At 37.5% G+C, this 19,465-nt stretch carries 22 protein-coding genes; 6 read left to right on the top strand and 16 right to left on the bottom strand.

Going from position 1 to position 19,465, the window contains the following annotated elements; genetic code table 11:
* Nucleotides 1-18: 18 nt before the first annotated feature.
* Nucleotides 19-615 (bottom strand): DNA replication complex GINS family protein, encoded by a 597-nt coding sequence (locus tag J4526_04420; protein ID WFO76087.1) that lies wholly within the window; start codon nucleotides 613-615, stop codon nucleotides 19-21.
* Between the two features lie 92 nt (nucleotides 616-707).
* On the opposite strand from J4526_04420, the gene J4526_04415 reads away from it, so the two are divergent.
* Both J4526_04415 and J4526_04410 read left to right on the top strand, forming a co-directional pair.
* Nucleotides 708-1,694 (top strand): replication factor C small subunit, encoded by a 987-nt coding sequence (locus J4526_04415; GenBank protein WFO76086.1) that lies wholly within the window; start codon nucleotides 708-710, stop codon nucleotides 1,692-1,694.
* A gap of 2 nt (nucleotides 1,695-1,696) precedes the next feature.
* On the top strand, nucleotides 1,697-2,977 hold the full coding sequence (locus J4526_04410; protein WFO76085.1) for a replication factor C large subunit: 1,281 nt from the start codon (nucleotides 1,697-1,699) through the stop codon (nucleotides 2,975-2,977).
* Here the strand turns inward: J4526_04410 and J4526_04405 are convergent.
* From J4526_04405 to J4526_04380, 6 genes are all read right to left on the bottom strand, one after another.
* Nucleotides 2,953-3,657 carry a hypothetical protein gene (locus J4526_04405; protein ID WFO76084.1) on the bottom strand — a complete coding sequence of 235 codons (705 nt, stop codon included), beginning with the start codon at nucleotides 3,655-3,657 and terminating at the stop codon, nucleotides 2,953-2,955. The genes J4526_04410 and J4526_04405 overlap by 25 nt on opposite strands.
* Entirely contained in the window at nucleotides 3,654-3,857 is a 204-nt protein-coding gene (locus tag J4526_04400) for a hypothetical protein (GenBank protein ID WFO76083.1), read from the bottom strand. Before J4526_04400 ends, J4526_04405 begins: the two co-directional genes overlap by 4 nt.
* Nucleotide 3,858: 1 nt before the next feature.
* A complete protein-coding gene (locus tag J4526_04395; protein WFO76082.1) occupies nucleotides 3,859-5,094 on the bottom strand; it encodes an ORC1-type DNA replication protein in 1,236 nt (411 codons plus the stop codon).
* An 85-nt stretch (nucleotides 5,095-5,179) separates the two neighbouring features.
* A complete protein-coding gene (locus J4526_04390; protein ID WFO76081.1) occupies nucleotides 5,180-5,662 on the bottom strand; it encodes a hypothetical protein in 483 nt (160 codons plus the stop codon).
* Nucleotides 5,663-5,665: 3 nt separating this feature from the next.
* Entirely contained in the window at nucleotides 5,666-5,929 is a 264-nt protein-coding gene (locus J4526_04385; protein WFO76080.1) for a MoaD/ThiS family protein, read from the bottom strand.
* A gap of 42 nt (nucleotides 5,930-5,971) precedes the next feature.
* On the bottom strand, nucleotides 5,972-7,963 hold the full coding sequence (locus tag J4526_04380; protein ID WFO76079.1) for a hypothetical protein: 1,992 nt from the start codon (nucleotides 7,961-7,963) through the stop codon (nucleotides 5,972-5,974).
* A gap of 155 nt (nucleotides 7,964-8,118) precedes the next feature.
* Between J4526_04380 and J4526_04375 the strand changes: the two genes are divergently transcribed.
* Nucleotides 8,119-8,490, top strand: a complete 372-nt coding sequence (locus J4526_04375; GenBank protein WFO76078.1) for a hypothetical protein — start codon at nucleotides 8,119-8,121, stop codon at nucleotides 8,488-8,490.
* A gap of 44 nt (nucleotides 8,491-8,534) precedes the next feature.
* Here the strand turns inward: J4526_04375 and J4526_04370 are convergent, their stop codons facing one another.
* The 3 genes from J4526_04370 to J4526_04360 all read right to left on the bottom strand — a co-directional run bounded on the left by J4526_04370 (nucleotide 8,535) and on the right by J4526_04360 (nucleotide 10,869).
* Entirely contained in the window at nucleotides 8,535-8,981 is a 447-nt protein-coding gene (locus tag J4526_04370; GenBank protein ID WFO76325.1) for a ferredoxin, read from the bottom strand.
* Nucleotides 8,982-9,105: 124 nt separating this feature from the next.
* Entirely contained in the window at nucleotides 9,106-9,846 is a 741-nt protein-coding gene (locus J4526_04365; protein ID WFO76077.1) for a HesA/MoeB/ThiF family protein, read from the bottom strand.
* Between the two features lie 126 nt (nucleotides 9,847-9,972).
* Entirely contained in the window at nucleotides 9,973-10,869 is an 897-nt protein-coding gene (locus tag J4526_04360) for a winged helix-turn-helix transcriptional regulator (protein ID WFO76076.1), read from the bottom strand.
* 199 nt (nucleotides 10,870-11,068) lie between these two features.
* Here J4526_04360 and J4526_04355 point away from each other — a divergent pair, with 199 nt between their 5' ends.
* A complete protein-coding gene (locus J4526_04355; GenBank protein ID WFO76075.1) occupies nucleotides 11,069-13,501 on the top strand; it encodes a hypothetical protein in 2,433 nt (810 codons plus the stop codon).
* 22 nt (nucleotides 13,502-13,523) lie between these two features.
* Here the strand turns inward: J4526_04355 and J4526_04350 are convergent, their stop codons facing one another.
* The 3 genes from J4526_04350 to J4526_04340 are packed head-to-tail and all read right to left on the bottom strand — an operon-like array spanning nucleotide 13,524 to nucleotide 15,675.
* Nucleotides 13,524-14,447 (bottom strand): PLP-dependent cysteine synthase family protein, encoded by a 924-nt coding sequence (locus J4526_04350; GenBank protein WFO76074.1) that lies wholly within the window; start codon nucleotides 14,445-14,447, stop codon nucleotides 13,524-13,526.
* A gap of 60 nt (nucleotides 14,448-14,507) precedes the next feature.
* Nucleotides 14,508-15,479: a TIGR00269 family protein gene (locus J4526_04345; protein WFO76073.1), complete on the bottom strand. Its 972-nt coding sequence runs from the start codon at nucleotides 15,477-15,479 to the stop codon at nucleotides 14,508-14,510.
* A complete protein-coding gene (locus tag J4526_04340) occupies nucleotides 15,472-15,675 on the bottom strand; it encodes a MoaD/ThiS family protein (GenBank protein ID WFO76072.1) in 204 nt (67 codons plus the stop codon). The genes J4526_04345 and J4526_04340 overlap by 8 nt, the downstream gene beginning before the upstream one ends.
* An 85-nt stretch (nucleotides 15,676-15,760) precedes the next feature.
* Between J4526_04340 and J4526_04335 the strand changes: the two genes are divergently transcribed.
* Nucleotides 15,761-16,039, top strand: a complete 279-nt coding sequence (locus J4526_04335; protein ID WFO76071.1) for a hypothetical protein — start codon at nucleotides 15,761-15,763, stop codon at nucleotides 16,037-16,039.
* Between the two features lie 13 nt (nucleotides 16,040-16,052).
* Here J4526_04335 and J4526_04330 read toward each other — a convergent pair whose 3' ends face one another.
* The 3 genes from J4526_04330 to J4526_04320 are packed head-to-tail and all read right to left on the bottom strand — an operon-like array spanning nucleotide 16,053 to nucleotide 18,114.
* Nucleotides 16,053-16,295 (bottom strand): sulfurtransferase TusA family protein, encoded by a 243-nt coding sequence (locus tag J4526_04330; GenBank protein ID WFO76070.1) that lies wholly within the window; start codon nucleotides 16,293-16,295, stop codon nucleotides 16,053-16,055.
* On the bottom strand, nucleotides 16,292-16,816 hold the full coding sequence (locus tag J4526_04325; GenBank protein WFO76069.1) for an iron-sulfur cluster assembly scaffold protein: 525 nt from the start codon (nucleotides 16,814-16,816) through the stop codon (nucleotides 16,292-16,294). Before J4526_04325 ends, J4526_04330 begins: the two co-directional genes overlap by 4 nt.
* 56 nt (nucleotides 16,817-16,872) lie before the next feature.
* Nucleotides 16,873-18,114: a cysteine desulfurase gene (locus tag J4526_04320; GenBank protein ID WFO76068.1), complete on the bottom strand. Its 1,242-nt coding sequence runs from the start codon at nucleotides 18,112-18,114 to the stop codon at nucleotides 16,873-16,875.
* A gap of 113 nt (nucleotides 18,115-18,227) precedes the next feature.
* Here J4526_04320 and J4526_04315 point away from each other — a divergent pair, with 113 nt between their 5' ends.
* Entirely contained in the window at nucleotides 18,228-19,454 is a 1,227-nt protein-coding gene (locus tag J4526_04315) for a cysteine desulfurase (protein ID WFO76067.1), read from the top strand.
* Nucleotides 19,455-19,465: the final 11 nt, after the last annotated feature.

Below are 19,465 nucleotides of genomic sequence, written 5' to 3'. Positions count from 1 at the left end.
AACCGAGATAGTAAGAAGCTAAGTACCCTTTTCTATTCTTAGGCTAATCAACCACTTCATCAACAAGTCCTTAAGCATTCTATAAAGCATTACTTCTTCTTCAGACAACTTGTTCATAAGGTCTTGAGGAGGCTTTATGAGAAGAAGATTTATGAGCTTCCTAACCCTAATCCTCCCAATCTTAGATAAGTATTCTTCGTATCTGTTTATATCAGCCAAAATCATTGGTTTCTTCTCTTCCTCTAGAACTCTATACAAACTCTCTATCTCATCTTTGACCATGTGGTAAAAGTAGGGATGTAGTTTCTCAAACGCCATTCTCCTAGTGGTAGTTTCCTCACCATAAGTGATTTTCGCAAGTCTCTCCAACCCAATACCATCATCTTTTACTTCAACAAGACCTCTTCTAGCAAGCTCTCTTGCAACCCATCTCGGTATGGAGTATTCGCTCCCCTTAACAAGCTCTACAACTCCTTCCGGTAAGAATATCTTGCCTATGTCTTCTACAATAATAGCCCTCACATACTCCTCCTCGTATTCACGAAAGAGAATCCTCAACCCAATATTCATTAAGCGAGACACAAGATTTTCCTGTCCTTCCACTATGGACACCATGCCCGAGCACATAGTATCTAGGGCCATAGAGTATAAAGACTTGTCTCCTTTTAATCTAGATATAGCTATAGCCTAATAGGTGTGTAACCGTCATGAGCTCTCGTGAAGTTTTAGCTGAACTTCTTTGGGCTGAAAAGTATCGTCCCAGGACACTTGATGAAATAGTTAATCAAGACGAGATTGTTGCTAGGCTTAAGAAGTTTGTTGAAGAAAAGAATATGCCCCATCTCCTCTTTGCAGGCCCACCGGGTACAGGGAAGACTACTGCTGCACATTGTCTAGCACACGACCTCTATGGTGAAGACTATCAGAGATATATGCTAGAGCTTAACGCTAGTGACGAGCGTGGTATAGATGTTATTAGAAGCAAGGTAAAAGAGTTCGCAAGAACAAGAGTGCCCGGTAACATACCATTCAAAATCGTACTGCTCGACGAAGCCGATAACATGACTGCTGATGCACAACAAGCCCTCAGAAGACTCATGGAAATGTACACTGCGTCAACAAGATTCATTCTCATAGCCAACTATCCAAGCAAAATCATAGAACCTATTCAAAGTAGATGTGCCGTATTTAGATTCACGCCACTCAAGAAAGAAGATGTTATAGCTAGGCTGAAGTGGATAGCCGACCAAGAGAATGTCGAGTACGATGAGAAAGCTCTCGAGTCAATATACGAGGTAAGCGAAGGCGATATGAGAAGGGCAATCAATGTACTGCAAGCAGCCGCTGCATTAGGTAGAATAACTGTTGAAGCTGTATACAAAGTCGTAGGTCTTGCGCACCCTAGAGAAGTCAGAGAAATGCTTAAGCTTGCACTCGCAGGCGAGTTCGAGGCAGCAAGAAACAAGCTCCGCGAGCTAATGATAAACTATGGTTTATCGGGACTAGACGTGATAAAACAAATACATAGAGAGATCTTTAGCGATGAGATAAAACTACCTGAACAATACAAGGTAATGATAGCCGATTACGCTGGCGAAATACAGTTCCGTCTAGTAGAAGGAGCTGATGACGAAATACAGTTGAGCGCGTTCCTTGCAAGACTAGCCTTTATCGGTAAGAAATTCAAGGTGTAACAATGCCTCCTCCAACAAGAATACCGTGGATAATAAAGTATAGGCCAAAGAAAATAGCTGACGTAGTGAACCAAGATAAAGCCAAGGAACAATTCATTGCCTGGCTCAAATCATGGCTAGCAGGGAAACCATCGAAAAAAGCAGCACTATTATACGGTCCAGCAGGATGTGGTAAAACAAGTCTTGTTGAAGCAGCAGCTCATGAATTCAACTTAGAGCTTGTTGAAATGAATGCAAGTGATTTCAGGAGGAAGCAGGATATCGAGAGAATAGCTGGAATAGCTGCAAGACAGAGAAGCCTCTTTGCTAGAGGAAAAATAATTCTCTTAGACGAGGTAGACGGCATATCCGGTACAGCTGATCGTGGTGCATTAGATGCAATACTGTATCTCATAGAGACATCGAAGTTCCCTATAGTAATGACGGCAAACGATCCATGGGACCCGAAGTTAAAACCTCTACGTGACGTAGCATTGCTAATAGCATTCAATAGACTAAGTGAGACTCATGTGTATAGAGTACTGAAGAAGATTTGTGCGATGGAGAAACTAGAGTGTGAAGACGAGGCACTAAGATTCATAGCCAAGAGGAGTGAAGGAGACCTGAGAAGCGCTATCAACGATCTTCAGGCTGTGGGAGAAGGCTATGGTAAAGTAACTCTCCAGCTTGTACAAAACCTAGTCACATATAGAAACAGGGAATACAATCCATTCGAAGCTCTCCGCAACTTATTCAATGCAAGATACTTATGGCAAGCAAAAGCCGCTGTTTCCCAGGCGAATCTAGACTATGAAACATTACTTGAGTGGATAAACGAGAATATCCCGAAGTACTACAGTGACCCCGAGGAAATCTGGAAAGCATTCGAGGCACTAAGCAGAGCAGACGTTTACCTAGGAAGAATAAGGAAGAGTGGAAGCTGGGACTTATTATCATACGTATTCGATTTAGCTGGTCCCGGTGTGGCTTTTGCTAGAACAACATACAAGTATAAATGGGCTAAGTTCAGTTTCCCACAAAAAATAACGCTACTAGCCAAGACCAAGAAGGCACGTGAAGTAAGAGAGGGATTAGCGAGAGCACTCGCATCAAGACTACATACATCGAGGGCTACAGTAAAATCTGATGTAATACCATTCCTACACGTAATCTTTCAAAACAACCCAGAGTACGCGGCTAGAATAGCTCTAGGCTATGACTTAACAGAGGATATGGTAAAATACCTCGCCGGACCACGTGCAACAGAGGTATTGAGATACTATAGAAAATACAAGAGAAGCTGATCCAGGAACTGCTTGTTTTCTAGAAGAAACCTAAAAATTTTAACTTCACTGTTTTCCTTTAGAAACTCCACAAGATATTCATGATACAATACTGTTTTGAAAGGATAGCCCACGTAAACGAGACACAGATTTCCGGGAATGAACCCTCGTTTACCAGTAAGACAGTTAATGATATGCTTTATTTCACTACGTTTGAAACCAAATGACTTGAATAGCAGTACAGAGGAGTTGCCGAAAACTAGTTGCCGTGGGACAACGGATAGTCTTCTATCATAATCAATACATGACACAATATCCTCTCGGCCAAAAAATCTTTTTCCAAGATAATAGAGGTATACCCTTGCTTTAGCCCAGTGTCTAGCATTAAAATCCCATGGAACATCATCGAGATAACCCCATGCAGTTATCCTTGGTGAAAGCATTCTATTAATTATCTCGATGACTTTGCTTGGTTCTTTGAATGAATTAAACGATATTACTTGGTAAACAGCATGAACTCCTCTATCTGTTCTTCCAGAACTACTGTAATCAACTTCTTCATCTGAAAAACCACTTGGTATAACGTTGTTTTCTACGAGAACCTGCTCGATACTATTCTCTACCGTTTCGCCATGGGGTTGTCTCTGAAAACCCTTATAGAGAGAGCCGTTGTATGCTATAATCAGGGCTATTTTCTTCATAATAGTTTACCCTTTATTCTGAAAAGCCTGAGTCTACCGAATCTCCGTTCTTCAACAATACCCATTTCTACTAGTTCTGAAAGTTTCTTAGAAGCTATCCTGTAGTGTAGTCCAGCTAGCCTAGCTATTTTCGTGGCGTTTATTTCTCCATATCTGCTCAAAACATCGAGTATGGCTTTATGCTTTTCATCAAGTTCCATTTTAGCCACCCTTGGACTCTATTTTTCTCTTCCTAATAAGATCCTCTACAAAGCGTTCCAGTGCATCTAGGGGACCATACCTTATGCTTATCAGTGTTGTTCTTCCTCTCTGTCCTTTGCCGCTGGTCCTCGCCTCAATAATAGATGCTCTCTTCAAATTCATTATGTACTCGTATACTTGTGTATGCTTTCTCGGGGTTTCGCCAAGCATTTCACATAACATAATATATTCACGTTCTACATCACCGATCTTAACATAGGGCTTCTTGGTATTCTTTAGAAGCCTCACAATAGCCCACAGTAGGATTAGCTCGTGTAATGGCAGATAGAGAATTGCCTCTGAGACCATGGTTACTTCTGGTGATATACTTGAAAACGCTTTCCTCACATGATCTATGGTTACTTTGAGCGAGCCCTCATTTTCTGCTGCTTCACCAGCAAGCATCAGAAGCTCAAGAGCAAATCTAGCATTACCCCTGCCACCCTTATCAACGCCTTCTATCTCAGCGATAAACCTTAGAACTTCATCGTCGACAACACCCTCGTAAAACGCTTGTTGTGCTCTATATGATAATATATCGTAGAGTTCTTTGCTTGTATAAGGCTTGAACCTAATTATGTGCTTAAGCAAGTAGCTCTCGGTTGCACTATCGAGTAATGACAAACTCGATGTACTTCTAGTTATGAATATGAAGTTTAGTCTCTTCATGAAATCACTGTATTCATCATACGTTCTTACAAGGAAGTATACTGAATCACTTCCAGCGATACTAGCGAAGTAATCAAATTCGTCCAGCGTCACAATAACATAAGTATTTTGCTCATCCAAATAACTCAGTATAGCCGAGTACATCTCCTGTACAGATAACCCACGAGCTGGCAATGGAACCTCTAGTTGGCGAGCCATTTCGAGAATAACATTATATAATGTTCTATTCCTGTGACAATTGACATGAACATACCTAAGGTCTATGTGTCTTTTCCTAGCAAGTCTCGTAAAGTCTCTTCCGAAAATACGTGCCGTAGCTGTTTTCCCTGTACCAACACTACCCACGAGGAGTACTTTTTGTGAAAAACTACCAGGACTCGTAACTAGGTGTTTGAAACTGTTGACGAGTTCCCTTAATTGCTCTTCTCTATGCGGTAGCTTATCAGGTAGAAACTCGGGAGCAAGACTCTCCTTACCCTTAAAGACAGATGGTTTCTCAAGTTCTTTCTCTATAATCTCCCAAGCCATACTTTCGACCCACTAGTTACTGCAGCCTATTTAAACTGTGTTGAAATGAAATGTATAAAATAATTACTACTCTATAATCCACAAACTAGGAAGGCCAACAGTCAACAAAACCTATACCCACAAGCTCATCTACAGACTCTATGTATATACACTTCTTTGCATTTCTATCAATAATTACACCGATTGCTGCTAGTTCTCTCTTCAATTTATTCCAGAGAATATTACTGAGCCCACGTATGCCGCGAAATACTATCTGAAGTCTAACAGGCCCCTTGTATCCTTGTTTTTCAACAAGCTCTTTGACAAGAGCAGTAATTTCGTTTACATCAGGTCTCGTCACTATATGGAATGGGATTACTCTTTTAACAAAACCATATTCTCTTGAAATAAGCATCCTATACGCTTTATCGACATCAATTTTTGTCTCAACAATAAGCACGCCCTTGTACTTAGTACGCTTAATATTGATTTCAGGGTCTAGAATATAGAGTACATTACCTACTTCTTCTTCACACCACTCTTCATTACCGGCTTTGCATGTAACCAAGATGTAGTTCTTTTTACTCAATTTTCAACCTCCCGATACAGGGGGGAGAACTATTACTTTGTCACCGTCTTTAAGCACATAATTACTTGGCACCGTTCTCCCGTTAACCAACGTAATTAATCCCGTTCCGCCGTGGTCTCCCATAATATTTTTCAATACACTATATTTACTCACAAGTTCCGTGACAAGATCAGCAAGAGTGCTTCCAGGAGACAGTTCCAGCTCCTCATACTCTTTACCAATTTTTTCTCTAAGCCACATCTTATACTCAACAATAATTCTCGGCATATTTGCTTCCCCGATCTATTTGTTGCAATACTATATGAATACCTATAACACTCTCTTGTATAACATAGCTATAAAATACCAAGTTAACCCTATCGCTATGAGGATAAATGCAGCCAATACCTGAACTACATAGACTCTATTGCTCATAGCCGTATTCATGGATTCTAGTTTACTCGTGACATTATCTCGTAACTCTAGGACACTTATAGTTAAATCACCCATCTGAGTCCTTATAGTCACGACATCCTTTCCTATAGAAACTATCCTTCCATAAAGTGTCTCATTAGTCTTAAACAATACTTTGACAAAAGTATCGTTAACTCTAATAATCGAGTCTATTATTTCATCAGTTTTGACCGCGAGATCGCCTATAGAGGTATTCAATATAGTAACATTACCATTTATACGATCGATTTTAGCATTCAAGATTCCAAGGTAATCAAGTATCTCCTTTGTACCAGCAATATCATTTAGACTGATCTGTTCTGTTTCCTCGAGAAAACCGAGAGATGCGTGTATGGTAATGATTATACTTCCACTATCTATACCACTAGGGGTTGCATTGTTTATCGATACAAGATATATGCCCTCATTAACTCTATTACAACTACGAGTAGAAAGTACCGTAACGCTACCATTGCTATTGATTTTCTCAATAATTACATCAATTTTCTCCACATCGACATATCTGCCATTAATTGTTGTAGAGATCAAGATAAACGGTTTATTGTCTATAAATACTGGCGAGTAATCTATATGCAGATCCAGCTTGTTCCCAGCTACATATGTGTAGTATGTATTAAGGAAGTCGCTCCACTGCAGAAGTAAACTAGTTTCGTTAATACTCTTCTCGTACCATACTTTATTAGCATAGTAATCAATAGGATCCCTTGGGAAATACATCGATAACCCTAGGCAATCATCATAGAGGAAATATGCACCAAACGCTATACGGGACTCCAATAGTGTTCTATATAACACCTCTACAGAATTCTTAAGGAGAATCATCTTATTGTCTCTTAATGTATTATTCAATTCTTTAAGGAATACCCCCATGTCGTAGAATATAACTGACGGATAGTATAACGATATATAGTACACTGGAGTTCTTTCAATAGCATTATTGAGAATCTTAGTTATTTCTTCAGGATATATTGCCATAAACTGCGACAACATCATTGGCATTATGTAGCTAAAAGTTTCTTTCTTAAATGCAGCAAGAACAAAACCCGGGTTTCCATGTTGTTTTGATGAAGTAGTGTTTACGATTAATTCAGCAAGTTCTCCCGGAGTTACTTCATTGATATCTAGTCTAATACTAAGCTCTCTCAATATATCGCCGTACTCTATACTACATGGTGTTAAAGGAGATCCTATTAAGAACTCGATATTAGTGTTCATGAATATGCTCGCATAAACTTCAAATGATAAATAATGATCTACATCGAATACTATGATACTTATTTCATCGTATTTTCTTAATACTGATGTTATCTCATTTAAAGTTAAATAATCCATTAAGGAGTTAGTACCTGTATGCTCATCATAGGCTATTGGATGAACGTGTTTGAAATCTTTGCCAATCCACGCATTAGAGTGGTCAATTATTATTAAACCATAGTATTCAGCGGGGAACCTTGTGATAGAATAATTAATAAATTTATCTAAGACCCGGGGATCACCTGTATTACACTCACCTAAGCTGATCAATGGCACTAGAAGTGCTCCTCCATTTACACTAGTGTTTATTTCGTAAATCTGACCTTGCCTGTCATACTCATCAATAAATATCACTACCTTTAACTTATCCGTCAAATTAACGCTTTTTATTTTGTTAATAACTTCACTAACATACTTGTCACCTAGACTATTATCGGCTGGTATAAAGAACATTAGAACCCATTTATACAATGCATCATTTTCCCTATATTGATTCACATTAATGGAATATACTATGTAGGATTGTATGATAGATACAAGTATGAGAGCAATAGCCATTACTGATAGGCAGTATTTTTTATTAACCATAAGCATTACAGATCAATCCTCTTCGTCTTTTAGATTTTTCAAATAACTATGTTCAGTACTTATCCAAATAAAAAGCTGGGTTTTTACCACAAAGAGGATTATCGGATACCAGAGTTATTAAGGAAAATATGGATAACATTATTATCGTGAGGCGGTATATCGTGGAAGAACTTAAGAGAATACTTTCTTCTAGAGAAGGAGAAGAACTATTAATGGGCGATGTCTTGAGGGTTCTTGCCCTGTTTAGGAAGCTCTGGAGTGGCGAAATACGTAGTGAAATAACTTCAATGAGACTCACATTGAATGAACAGCCAGTATCCCATGATGAAGTATGGAATGCTATTAATAAGCTTAGGGAACTAGGACTAGTCGAAGTTGAAGAGAGGTATCGTTCAGATCCCACGGGAAGAAGTGTTAAAGATCTACTCGTGTCACTCAAACTTAGCGACGAAGAAATCTTTAACATATATCATGACGAACGATTACGAGAATACCAGCAAAAACGCTATGAAGCTTTTGCTTCCACGTTATAATAGCAAGAAATAAAACAACTATGTTTTTAAGCATTATTATTTAGCTACTTCCATTTCCTGTCAAAGTAAATGTTTTTACTAGTCGCACTCAATGGTATCCCGATTATCACATCGGCATCAATAAGTCTTAGATTTTTTGCTGCAACTCCAACAGTATACATGATTCTGTTGTCAACGTTATGTATGGATGCTGTTTTTACAGCAGAACCAATTGCTATTCCAAGGTTTATCAGACTTAAGACTAGGTTTACATCGTATTTATATTCATTTGGTTTCTTAACACCTATATCAATGATTTTACAGCCTATCAAGACAACAGCTTGTGATCTTCTAATATTATCTGCGTCCCGTCTAAAGAACTCGCCATAGGATTCAGCTAGTTCCTCCATTTTCTTGGCTAGTTTTTCGAGCTCGTCTTTCTCATGTATAATTGCGACAACGATGTTATCGATCCCTTTAGCCTTAGGTGCTGTTATAGCTGATACAACCATTAACTTAGCTACGTCGAGAATAGCTTCTTTAATAATATTTTCACGAGAACACGGCACAGGAACTCACCTTTTTAACTATTATAATATAAATAGTTCCTGGGTTTTGTAGTTTTATTCAAGACTATTACTGCTCTTTAATATGACCGCAAACAGGGCATTTAGGGTTCCTCTTTACCTTGATTTCTGTAAATACATTGTTTTTACCATCAAATAGGAGGAGCCTGCCTACCAACGGTTCTCCATAACCAGTGATAATTTTTATTACCTCAAGGGCCTCCATAGCCCCAAGTATACCTGGTGTTGGCCCTAGTATTGGGAATGGTCTTTCTTCTTTTATCTTGGAAGGAAACACGCATTGAAGACACGGTCCTTTCCCCGGCATTATGACTAGAAGCTGGCCATAGGCTTCACGTACTCCAGCGTGTACTAGTGGTTTTCTGTATTTTACACAAATCTTGTTAAGCACTATTCTTGTATCCCAGTTATCCAGAGCATCTACTACAACATCTACTTGCGGGACGACTTCGTCTCCAAGTTTTTCATCAAAATATTTCTTGATGCCAATAACTTCGACGTGAGGGTTAAGCGCCTTTAGCTTCTCTTTGGCCGATACTACTTTTTCTTTTCCAATATCATGCGTAAAATGTATTATTTGTCTATTCAGATTACTTAACTCTACATTCTCTGGATCAACAACTATTATCTTTCCAACACCTGCAGCCGCAAGATAGTATAGAACAGCTGAACCAAGCCCGCCTGCACCGACGACAAGTACACTTGAATTCTTAAGTTTCTTCTGCCCGTTAATACCGAATACTCTTATCTGTCGATCATAACGTTCTATTTCTTCAGGATTAAGGTTCAAGACTAAGAGACACCATCACTCTTTATTACCGTTAATACTTTCATATCACATTACTTAATAAAAATTTTACAGTAAATTCCGTTCTAGCTTCATATTAAAAACAATCAAATATCTTATTTTAAGATGCTAAGGCTTCTTCTTAAGAACAAGTTTGTTTATCCGCCCTTCTTTAACTATTTCTAAAAAACCTAATTGGGCGAGTTTATATACATGGCGCCATAAAGTTGCTTTGGGTAGATTCAGTTTTCTTTGAAGTTCGCTTTGATATAATGATCCTCCAGATTCTTTTAAACATTGGAGTATACTTCTGTCAATATTATCGAGAATACTGCTAACGTAGGAGCTTCTGCTTTCAACGAGTTTTCTCTTGTACTTTAGAGCAATAATACCTAGTACAACAATTGTTACGGCGGCTATTAATACGATCAATAAATTGTTATCAAAGGGTAGACTAGGGCCTATAGGTGTTTCCGTAGAAGTTGCCGGATATGACTCACCTTCTTTAATGGTATCAACTGTTGTAACAACATACTTTATTACTGCAGACCCACTAAACGTTATTTCAACAACGCCATCAACCGTCTTAACTGATTCTATATTGCTAGGCATTGTAAGTAACACAACATTTGGTTCAACAACAAGTTTTATACTAATACCCACATCATAAACCTGAAAACTTGCTACACCTTGTACAGTAGTTACATTAGCAATGTATCTAATGTAAACTATACCATCGATAGTTGAGGGGATGTATATTGTTCTATTCATATACATAGTAGCAACTTGCGTATTGTTGATATAAGCTCTCAAGGAAACCAAAACAGGTTCTACAGGGGCTTTATACTCATTAATGCCGACCACAGCATTACCTTTGATCTCGACCACAACAACACCTGTATCCTTTATTGTTATGGTGATTGAGTTTATGCTTTGGGCTTCTGCTACACCGGTATCAGTAATCATTGTCGATATTGCTACCAAAAACAACACGATGTATAGTATCATACTATTTATCTCTCTCATATATACACCCGTTATACTTGGTACCACAAAATGCCGAGCTACATTACAATTATAATTAATGATTACTTAAAACATTAACGCTGTTTCACTGGTTTCACAAGAAGTTTCATAGTGTCTCTTAAAAAGCACCATAACAAAATTGTCTATCAGGTGAGGAAAGGTGCACCCGACTACAGGGAATTTATATAAAGTGATCGCTGTGCTGATGCTTATAATGCTGACTTTATCGAACATACCAGTAACAGCCTTCCAAACAGACCTCCATAAAACTAGTCTTGTACTAGAGCAAAACAAAAATGACGAAGTAAAATCCATGATAAAAGCCTATAGAGAACTTATTAGAAGAGAACTAGAAATAGTGCCATTATCTCGACTTCCAGACGAACTAAGGATAGAAGTGGAATCCATACTAAACTTAACTAATGAAGAAATAGATGCTCTTACAAGTGAAGAAGCAGAAAGTATTCTTGATAAAGCCATTGACGTCTATGAGAAAGTCTCTTCATACGTAGAAGAAAGTATTCCATCTAACATGACAAAAGTTATCAAAAAAGAAATATTAAAGGAAATAATGGACATCCTAGAAGAATTAGAAGAATTAAATGATACTGAGGTGCAAACACTTATACAGAATATTACAAAACATATTAATGAAGGGCAGATAGAGGAAGCAATAAAATTACTAAAACAAATAGAAAAGAAGACGAAAATCAAGAAAACAGAAGAGTTTTCAACTGAACTAACAAAACTTGTAGTACTATACATTACTACTATAGAAAATACTACAAGCATCGAAGTAGCCATTACTAACATCAATAACTCTATTAAGGCATTAAATAAATCTATTGAAATATTAACTTATGTAACAATGTTACTAAGAAAACTAAATGTATCCGGAGAAGCAATTGACGCAATAGAAGAAGCTTTAACAAGCGTTGAAGAAGCTAAAAAGATTCTTGAATACACTTCAAGTATACTTACAATATATGTTTCATTTAACATAACAGTAACCAATTCAACAAAAAAGATTATAGTAAAGAGCCTAAACTTTACTCTTGAAAGGATTCTTGAAAGGATACAAGAACTTAATCAAACAATAAGTAAATTAAAAGAAAGAGCACTAGCAGAGAATGATACAAAGACATTGAAAACAATCGAAAAAGTAAACAAAATAATTAATGAAATAGAAATCCTCTTAGATGAAGCACTGTTATTAATAAGCAATGGAGAAACTATTGAGGCTTTAAAGATACTGAGCAAAATCGATAAATTAATAGACAAGGCATGGGATATTCTTGAAGAAGAACTTGAAGAAAAAATGGAAGTACTTTATGATCTAAGTGAGTTAGAAGAAGAAATATCAAAACTTCAAGATAGAATATCTTCTTTAAAAGAAGTTGTTGCAAAGCTAAATAATAGTAAAGCTATAGAACTAGTTTCCAAGGCTGAAGAAAAATACAGTATCTTAATTGAAAAATTCAATGAACTACAATTAATGATTAAGCAGGAGAACGTATCCAAGAAAGACATTGAAGCGCTCATAGAGGATATTGAAAAACTCATAGATGACATAGACGAGCTATTGGACGTTGTTGAAGACATTATTGAAGAATATAAGGAGATTACTAGCGAGATAAAGGAAATTATTGAAGAATTACAAGAAAAACTCATAGAATACAATGAGACAATAATCTTATTAATTGAAAAAGCTGAAGCATTGAATCATTCTGATATACTAACTCTCCTATATAATGCAAAAGAAGTCCTCAATAACATACCCACCTTAATGAACGAGTTAGAAAAAGCTCTTGAAGAAGAAGATTATATTAAAGTCAGTAAGCTATTGCAAGATATAAAGATCTTATTCAAAGAAGTAAAGAAGATTATAGAACAAGTGGAAGACATGCTTGAACACATCTCAGAAGAAGAAAAAGAAGAGGAAACAGAAGGGAAAACAAAGACTGAAGTCACTGAGGAGGATTACGAAGAGTTATTAAATAAAATTAAAGAGCTAAATCAAACACTTTCCTCATTAAAAGAAAGACTTGAGATAATTGAGAATAAATCCTCTCTACTTAATTCCACCGAATTACTTAGCTTAATAAATGAAACAAAGTCATTAATTAGGCTTGCTGAAGAACTACTAAATAAGTCTCATACAGCATTAATAAATGGAAACTATACTCAGGCAAAAACTCTTATTGAGGAATTGAGAGAGTTAATTGATGAAATAAAGAGTTTGCTGAAATACGCAGAGCAACTAGTAGAAGAAAATTCATCCACCAAGCAAAGAATAGCTGAAGAAGTTGAAAAAGCTAGAAATAAGTTAATTGAACTAAACAATACACTAATGGATATAGAAAGTAAGCTAAGCAATACAAGCACTAATATTACTAGTTTAATTATTGAAGCAAAGAAGCTTATAGTAAATGCAACTATATTGCTTGAACAAGTAGAAGAAGCACTCAACAATGGAAATACTTCGCAGGCCCAAGAATTATTAGATATTGTATGGAGTTTAATAAATAAAATTGAAGACATTATTGACCAAATTAAAGAACTACTTGGACATGAAAATAGTGAAATAGCTTTTTCAAAAGCCTATTTCATCTACTTCAATAAATATTATTGAGCTTAAATATTTTTAAATAAGACTACAAATATTTTTCAATTGTTTCAATATATTTAAACGAGTCATCTGGATACACTAGTACATAAACACCCTCTCCTATATCATTACGAACTATTTCATATGCTCTTGTTACTGCACCTGAACTTAAACCTATCAATATACCTTCTCTTCTAGCCACCTCAATAGCCATCTTTGCAGCTTCTTCTTTAGTTACCTCGACAACATCATCTATTTTTACTTGAAAGATCCATTTAGGTCTTGTTTCAATTCTTTTTATCCCCGGTATGCTCTCTCCTTTAGCAGGAATAACACCTATTATCTTAACTTTATCACCATATTTTTCTTTGAAGTATTTAGAAATGGCTGCTATATGTCCTGATGTACCTATTCCAGCGATTATAGCTCTTGGAGGACTTCGTTCGACAGCTTTTAGTTGCTCATCAAGTTCTCTTGCAGTATACTTATAATGAACTTCGAAATTATCATCATTCACAAACTGGTTTAGGTTTAAGGCTGATTCTTTACGTGCTATTTCCTCAACCATCTTTACCATTTCAGGTGAAATCGTTTCATAATCAGTTTTTATAACTTCTGCACCAAGCATTTTTAATAAGGTCTCTGTTAGTTTGGGTGTGGGCTTTGGTATGTATGCTCTAAATTTTATACCAAGAGCATTTGATATACAAGCCATAGCGATGCCAACGTTACCCGATGTAGCTTCATATAATTTACCACATTCAACACATTCTTTCAAGGCCTTGACAATCATGTTCCACACAGGTCTATCTTTTATACTATGACTAAATGGATTGAAATATTCCAGTTTAGCCCATGCCTCATAACCGTTTTCAGAAAATGTTCTCAGTCTAACTAGTGGTGTCGGCCATATATGAGGCAGCATTTCAAGAGTGTTCATGAATACTTTTAGCTTTAGCCTTTCTTCCATAACTTTCACCTATTCCTCATGCATAACCTAGTTATAGTTGAGTGGTCTATTTATTTTTTCCTATGCGGAACCCCACTTATCTATTTTATCCAAAATGCCAAGTTCCATTTTGAACCTACATGCCCTACATATTTCATGCGAAGAAGGACTACCACATATTTTACACGTCATTATTTCTTCTTTCCCATAGGTTTCCTGGCCTCTATTAAGTATGTTAATAATTGTCAATAATGACCTCAAAAGGGAATATTTTGTACCTGGGTACTTCTCTTCCATCTCGTTAATGTATTTCCTAATGATCCATCTCATACTATATTGTGCATAAGGGCATTCTGTGAACTTTGGGTACAGGTTATTAAGTATGGAGTATAGAGTGGTTTCTTTTTCGAGTATTTCGTAAAATGGTTTTACTCTTCTAATAAAACCAGGATGTTTCCTGTTATCCAGGACAGGAGATAGTCTTGCTACTCTATCCCAATTGTTCTGGATAATATTCATGATGTAGGTTTGCACAATATCATCAAGATTATGCGCTGTTGCTAGAACAGTTCCACCCATTTCCCGCGCTGCCTTATTGAGGAGATATCGCCTGAAAACCCCACAGTAACTACATGGTAGATAAGGTAGCTTCTTCTCCTTACCTATTTTAACCATTTCATCAAGTGTATAACCTATTTCGTCTTTAAACCTAACAATCCTATACTCAACACCAAGCTCGTTTACTACACGCAGGAAATCCTTTATTGTTTCTTCGCGGTAACCAGCTATACCTTCGTTTATAAGGAGAGCAGAAATCTTCCACCCAGGTACTCTTTTTGAAAGTCTTACGAGATAATGAAGAAGAGATAGTGAGTCCTTGCCCCCGGATACGGCAACAATAATGTGTTCTTTTTCACCAAACATTCTATACTTTCTTATTGTACGCCGTACTTTCTTGTCGAAATATTCGAGAAAATGTTTCATACAATAAGCTTTACCGCCCACCCTAGAGATGTATACAGCTGGTTTACCACATATACTACAGTTAACCACCTGATACCACCGGGTATAATACTATTTCATCGCCGTCACGTACTATATCATCCTCTGTTACAACCTGGTTGTTCTTAACGACAACATATTCCTCAACAAGCAAACCAAGTTTCTTCAACAATGCACCGACAGTTATACCATCTGCATCAATCTCCTTAACAAACGAGTTGTCGACAGTCCTTATCTTCACCGCCATGGTCGACTCCGGGTTCTACATAAAGTCATAAAAACCTTATTAAATACTATCCAACGATAGGTGACCGCTGAAAGAGGAAACTACAATGGATATAGGCGTACTTATCATCCGCCTTAAGGGAATAGGGTGTGCTAGCTGTATAGCTCCTTCAAAAATACATTTACTCAGTGTTCACGGTGTAAAAGGCGTTCATATACGTGGCAGCGAAGTAATAGTATTCTATGATCATAAGACCCTAACGCCAGAAGAGATCCTAGACAAGAGCAAGCTAAGAGACTACTACAAGATCGTGTATATGAAGGCAGAAGTAATCGATTACAAAGACATGGATAAGTACATCAAGAAGTATACATACAGGGTTTAGTAGTAGTCTATAACTACTCTTTCCTAAGAACTATTTCGTATACATTATTGTTCTTACCAATTATCTCCACTTTCAACTCATTCTTCCTCGCAATAATCTCTATTGTCCTCAAAGGTATTGTTGTTGTATCAGTAATTACTTTAATGGACTCGCCTTTCTTCATTCTTCTTATAGTATTCTTCAATCTTATCAATGGATGTTCTTTACATCCTTTAGGCTGTTTCCTCAAGTCTATTAGGTTCTCCACTGAATTCAATGTTTCCCGCCTTCACCACCACTAGGTTTTTGTATACCGAATCTACGGTACATGTACTCAATCATTTTCTCTTCTTCAAGTACTTGTAGTTCTTCTTTTGTCTGTTTTTCAGGAAGCCAATCTGGTTTCTTTTTTCCTTTATAGTACTCTCTAATAGCTCTCTTTAGCGCGCCAACTGCAAGAATACTACAATGATACTTAATTACCGGGAGACCACCTAATTCGTCTGATAATTCTTTCCAAGATATACGCCATGCTTCTTCTAATGTTTTCCCCTTGATTACCTCCGTTAGCATACTTGCTACAGCAATATTAGCTGCACAACCATAACTTTCAAATGTAGCTTTTATTATCTTTTCATTTTTCTCATCGATCTTCAGATATATTGTTATCATATCGCCACAAGCTGGACTACCTGCTGTCGCTTTCACAGTAGCATCAGGCATGGGACCAGCGTTCTTCGGGTTCCTAAATAATTCGAGTACTTTAGGACTATATGGTAGGGGGATACGTGTACTCATGCCAAAACACACTCCATGTATAACACATGTTATCTAAGGGTCTTATACTTACTGTTTTATAACCCGTTGATTATAGACTTGATCACCTCGATGAACTTGTCTATTTCTTCAAAAGTATTGTAGAGATAGAAACTTGCCCTAACACTACCTCGAGTAAACCCTAGTCTCTCATGAAGTGGTTGGGCACAGTGGAACCCGCTTCTAACAGCAATTCCTTCTTCATCAAATAACATTGCTGTTGCATGTGGGTCAAGATCTTTTATTGTAAATGCTATTATCCCGCCTTTCTCCATGGGTTCATGTGGTCCAATGATGTTGATTTTATCAACTAGGTCTTCTTCTGTTATTCTCTTAAAGAAGTACTTGACGAGCTCTACTTCATGTGCATGAATGTTCTCCATCCCTATTTTCATTAGGTATTTTGCTGCTTCGGCGAGACCTATCGCACCAGCAATATTAGGTGTACCTGCCTCAAACCTCCAAGGCAAATCATGCCAAACAATTTTCAATTCACCATTATAGTGCACTTCTTTTATGGTATCGCCGCCCACCATAAAGGTGTCTAGTTTCTCTTGAATATCCTCGTTAACATAGAGGACTCCTGTCCCTGTTGGTCCAAGCATTTTGTGTCCACTGAACGCCAGGAAATCCACCCCAAGTTCACGTACATCAGTCGGCATATGAGGAACTCTCTGAGCACCATCAGCAACAACAATAGCACCAACTTCATGTGCTATCTTAGTAACCCGCTTTACATCATTAATAACGCCAGTAACATTACTCATACACGACAGGGCAACAATTTTTGTTCTCTTACTAATCGCTTCCTCTAGTTCACTATACTTCAGCCTCCCATATCTATCCACATCAATAACCTTGACACAAGCTTTCTTCAATGAAGCTATTTTAAACCAGGGAATGAAATTACTATGATGCTCCATTATGGTAACTATTATCTCATCTCCTTCCTTCAAGTTCTTTAGACCCCATGCATAGGCTACAAGATTCAATGCCTCAGTGGTATTCTTTACGAATATGATCTCATGACGCCCCCGTGCATTTATGAACTTAGCAATAACATCATGTGCTTCTTCATACATTTCACTAGCTTCCTGGCTTAACGTATGGAGTCCACGATGAATATTAGCATTGTATTTCTTGTAGAATTCAGTAATAGCGTTAATAACTTGGATAGGTTTCTGAGAAGTAGCAGCATTGTCGAAATAAATGAGAGTCTTGCCGTCAATCTTTCTGCTGAGTACTGGAAAATCTCTTCTAATAGCATATGGGTTAAGCATCTTGTACACCAAGACTCTAATATAGTGCTACATGTGGTTTCCAAGAATAACAATATTTATATCACTGTTATATATGTATCCTCTACATAGGAAGGCGATATAGGTGCAATAGTTTGTCAAACGAGCTTGAGAAAGTACGTAATCTATTGAAAGCCCATGGAAAACCTCCTAGAGAAGTTTATTTTGACCTCGAAAACAGCGGGTTTGTACCAAAGGAAGTTGTTGAGGAAATGCTACCCTACTTCAATAAGTACGGATATGGACATCCATCAATAACTAATAAGCCTGGTTGGGAGGCCCTGGAAGCTGTTCTTGAGGCACAAGAGTATATTGCTAAAACACTAAACGCTTCACCCAACGAGATAGTCTTTGTCCATAGTGGCACTGAAGCAAATAACCTAGCAATACTAGGCTCTATACTAGCCAACAAGAATAAGGGCAAGAAGATTATTATATCAGCAATAGAGCATTATAGCGTACTCATACCAGTCAATGAACTCGGGAAGCAGGGGTTCAATGTTCTTCAAATTCCAGTCGATGAAGAAGGGTTTATTGATCTCGATATTCTCGATAGTCTTGTCGATAAAGAAACAGTACTAGTAAGTATACAAACAGTAAACCACGAGATAGGTACTATTCAACCATTGAAAGAAGCTATAGAGATAATTAGAGACCATAACCCGGACGCAATTATACATACAGATGCCGTTGATGCATACGCTAGGATACCTATAGACGTGAAAAAACTTGATGTAGACTTGCTTTCTATAAGTAGCCATAAGATCTTGGGACCAAAAGGTGCAGCCGCTCTATACGTACGCGAAGGAGTAAAGCTAGACAGGATAATACATGGTGCTCTTAGTACACAATCCTATTGGCCTGGCGTAGAAAACGTTCCAGCTATCGTTGGTTTCCGCAAAGCCGCCCAACTGGCTTTCACTGATTTCGAGGAGAAAATAAGGTATGTTAGAGAGCTAAGAGATAAACTTCTCAACGGAATAATGGATGGTGTACCTAATGTACTACTCAATGGCCCTAGAGGCGATAAAAGAGCACCAGATAACGTCAATATAAGCTTCCTATATGTTGAAGGAGAAGCACTAACTGTTGAACTAAGTTTGAGAGGAATCTATGTATCCAGCGGGAGTGCATGTACAAGTAGGGTACTAGAGCCAAGTCATGTCCTTCTTGCAATAGGGAGGAAACACGAGGAAGCCCATGGAAGCATATTGTTTAAGATATCAAGATATCATAGCATAGACGATATCGACTATGTTCTCAAGCAAATACCTGAAGCAGTTGAAAGACTTAGAATATTAAGCTCTATAAAACCTGCCTAGGATATCTTTGA

The organism is Desulfurococcaceae archaeon MEX13E-LK6-19, from assembly GCA_029637525.1.
Lineage (GTDB): Archaea > Thermoproteota > Thermoprotei_A > Sulfolobales > Desulfurococcaceae > MEX13ELK6-19.
This window is presented reverse-complemented; position numbering and strand designations above follow the sequence as displayed.

Excerpts from the sequence above, each read along its gene's own strand:
- J4526_04415 (WFO76086.1), top strand. The coding sequence starts at position 708 with ATGAGCTCTCGTGAAGTTTTAGCTGAACTTCTTTGGGCTGAAAAGTAT.
- J4526_04335 (WFO76071.1), top strand. The coding sequence starts at position 15,761 with ATGGATATAGGCGTACTTATCATCCGCCTTAAGGGAATAGGGTGTGCT.
- J4526_04350 (WFO76074.1), bottom strand. The coding sequence starts at position 14,447 with ATGGAAGAAAGGCTAAAGCTAAAAGTATTCATGAACACTCTTGAAATG.
- J4526_04420 (WFO76087.1), bottom strand. The coding sequence starts at position 615 with ATGGTGTCCATAGTGGAAGGACAGGAAAATCTTGTGTCTCGCTTAATG.
- J4526_04370 (WFO76325.1), bottom strand. The coding sequence starts at position 8,981 with ATGGTTGTATCAGCTATAACAGCACCTAAGGCTAAAGGGATCGATAAC.
- J4526_04405 (WFO76084.1), bottom strand. The coding sequence starts at position 3,657 with ATGAAGAAAATAGCCCTGATTATAGCATACAACGGCTCTCTCTATAAG.
- J4526_04400 (WFO76083.1), bottom strand. The coding sequence starts at position 3,857 with ATGGAACTTGATGAAAAGCATAAAGCCATACTCGATGTTTTGAGCAGA.
- J4526_04395 (WFO76082.1), bottom strand. The coding sequence starts at position 5,094 with ATGGCTTGGGAGATTATAGAGAAAGAACTTGAGAAACCATCTGTCTTT.
- J4526_04340 (WFO76072.1), bottom strand. The coding sequence starts at position 15,675 with ATGGCGGTGAAGATAAGGACTGTCGACAACTCGTTTGTTAAGGAGATT.
- J4526_04385 (WFO76080.1), bottom strand. The coding sequence starts at position 5,929 with ATGCCGAGAATTATTGTTGAGTATAAGATGTGGCTTAGAGAAAAAATT.
- J4526_04320 (WFO76068.1), bottom strand. The coding sequence starts at position 18,114 with ATGCTTAACCCATATGCTATTAGAAGAGATTTTCCAGTACTCAGCAGA.
- J4526_04380 (WFO76079.1), bottom strand. The coding sequence starts at position 7,963 with ATGCTTATGGTTAATAAAAAATACTGCCTATCAGTAATGGCTATTGCT.
- J4526_04325 (WFO76069.1), bottom strand. The coding sequence starts at position 16,816 with ATGAGTACACGTATCCCCCTACCATATAGTCCTAAAGTACTCGAATTA.
- J4526_04360 (WFO76076.1), bottom strand. The coding sequence starts at position 10,869 with ATGAGAGAGATAAATAGTATGATACTATACATCGTGTTGTTTTTGGTA.
- J4526_04410 (WFO76085.1), top strand. The coding sequence starts at position 1,697 with ATGCCTCCTCCAACAAGAATACCGTGGATAATAAAGTATAGGCCAAAG.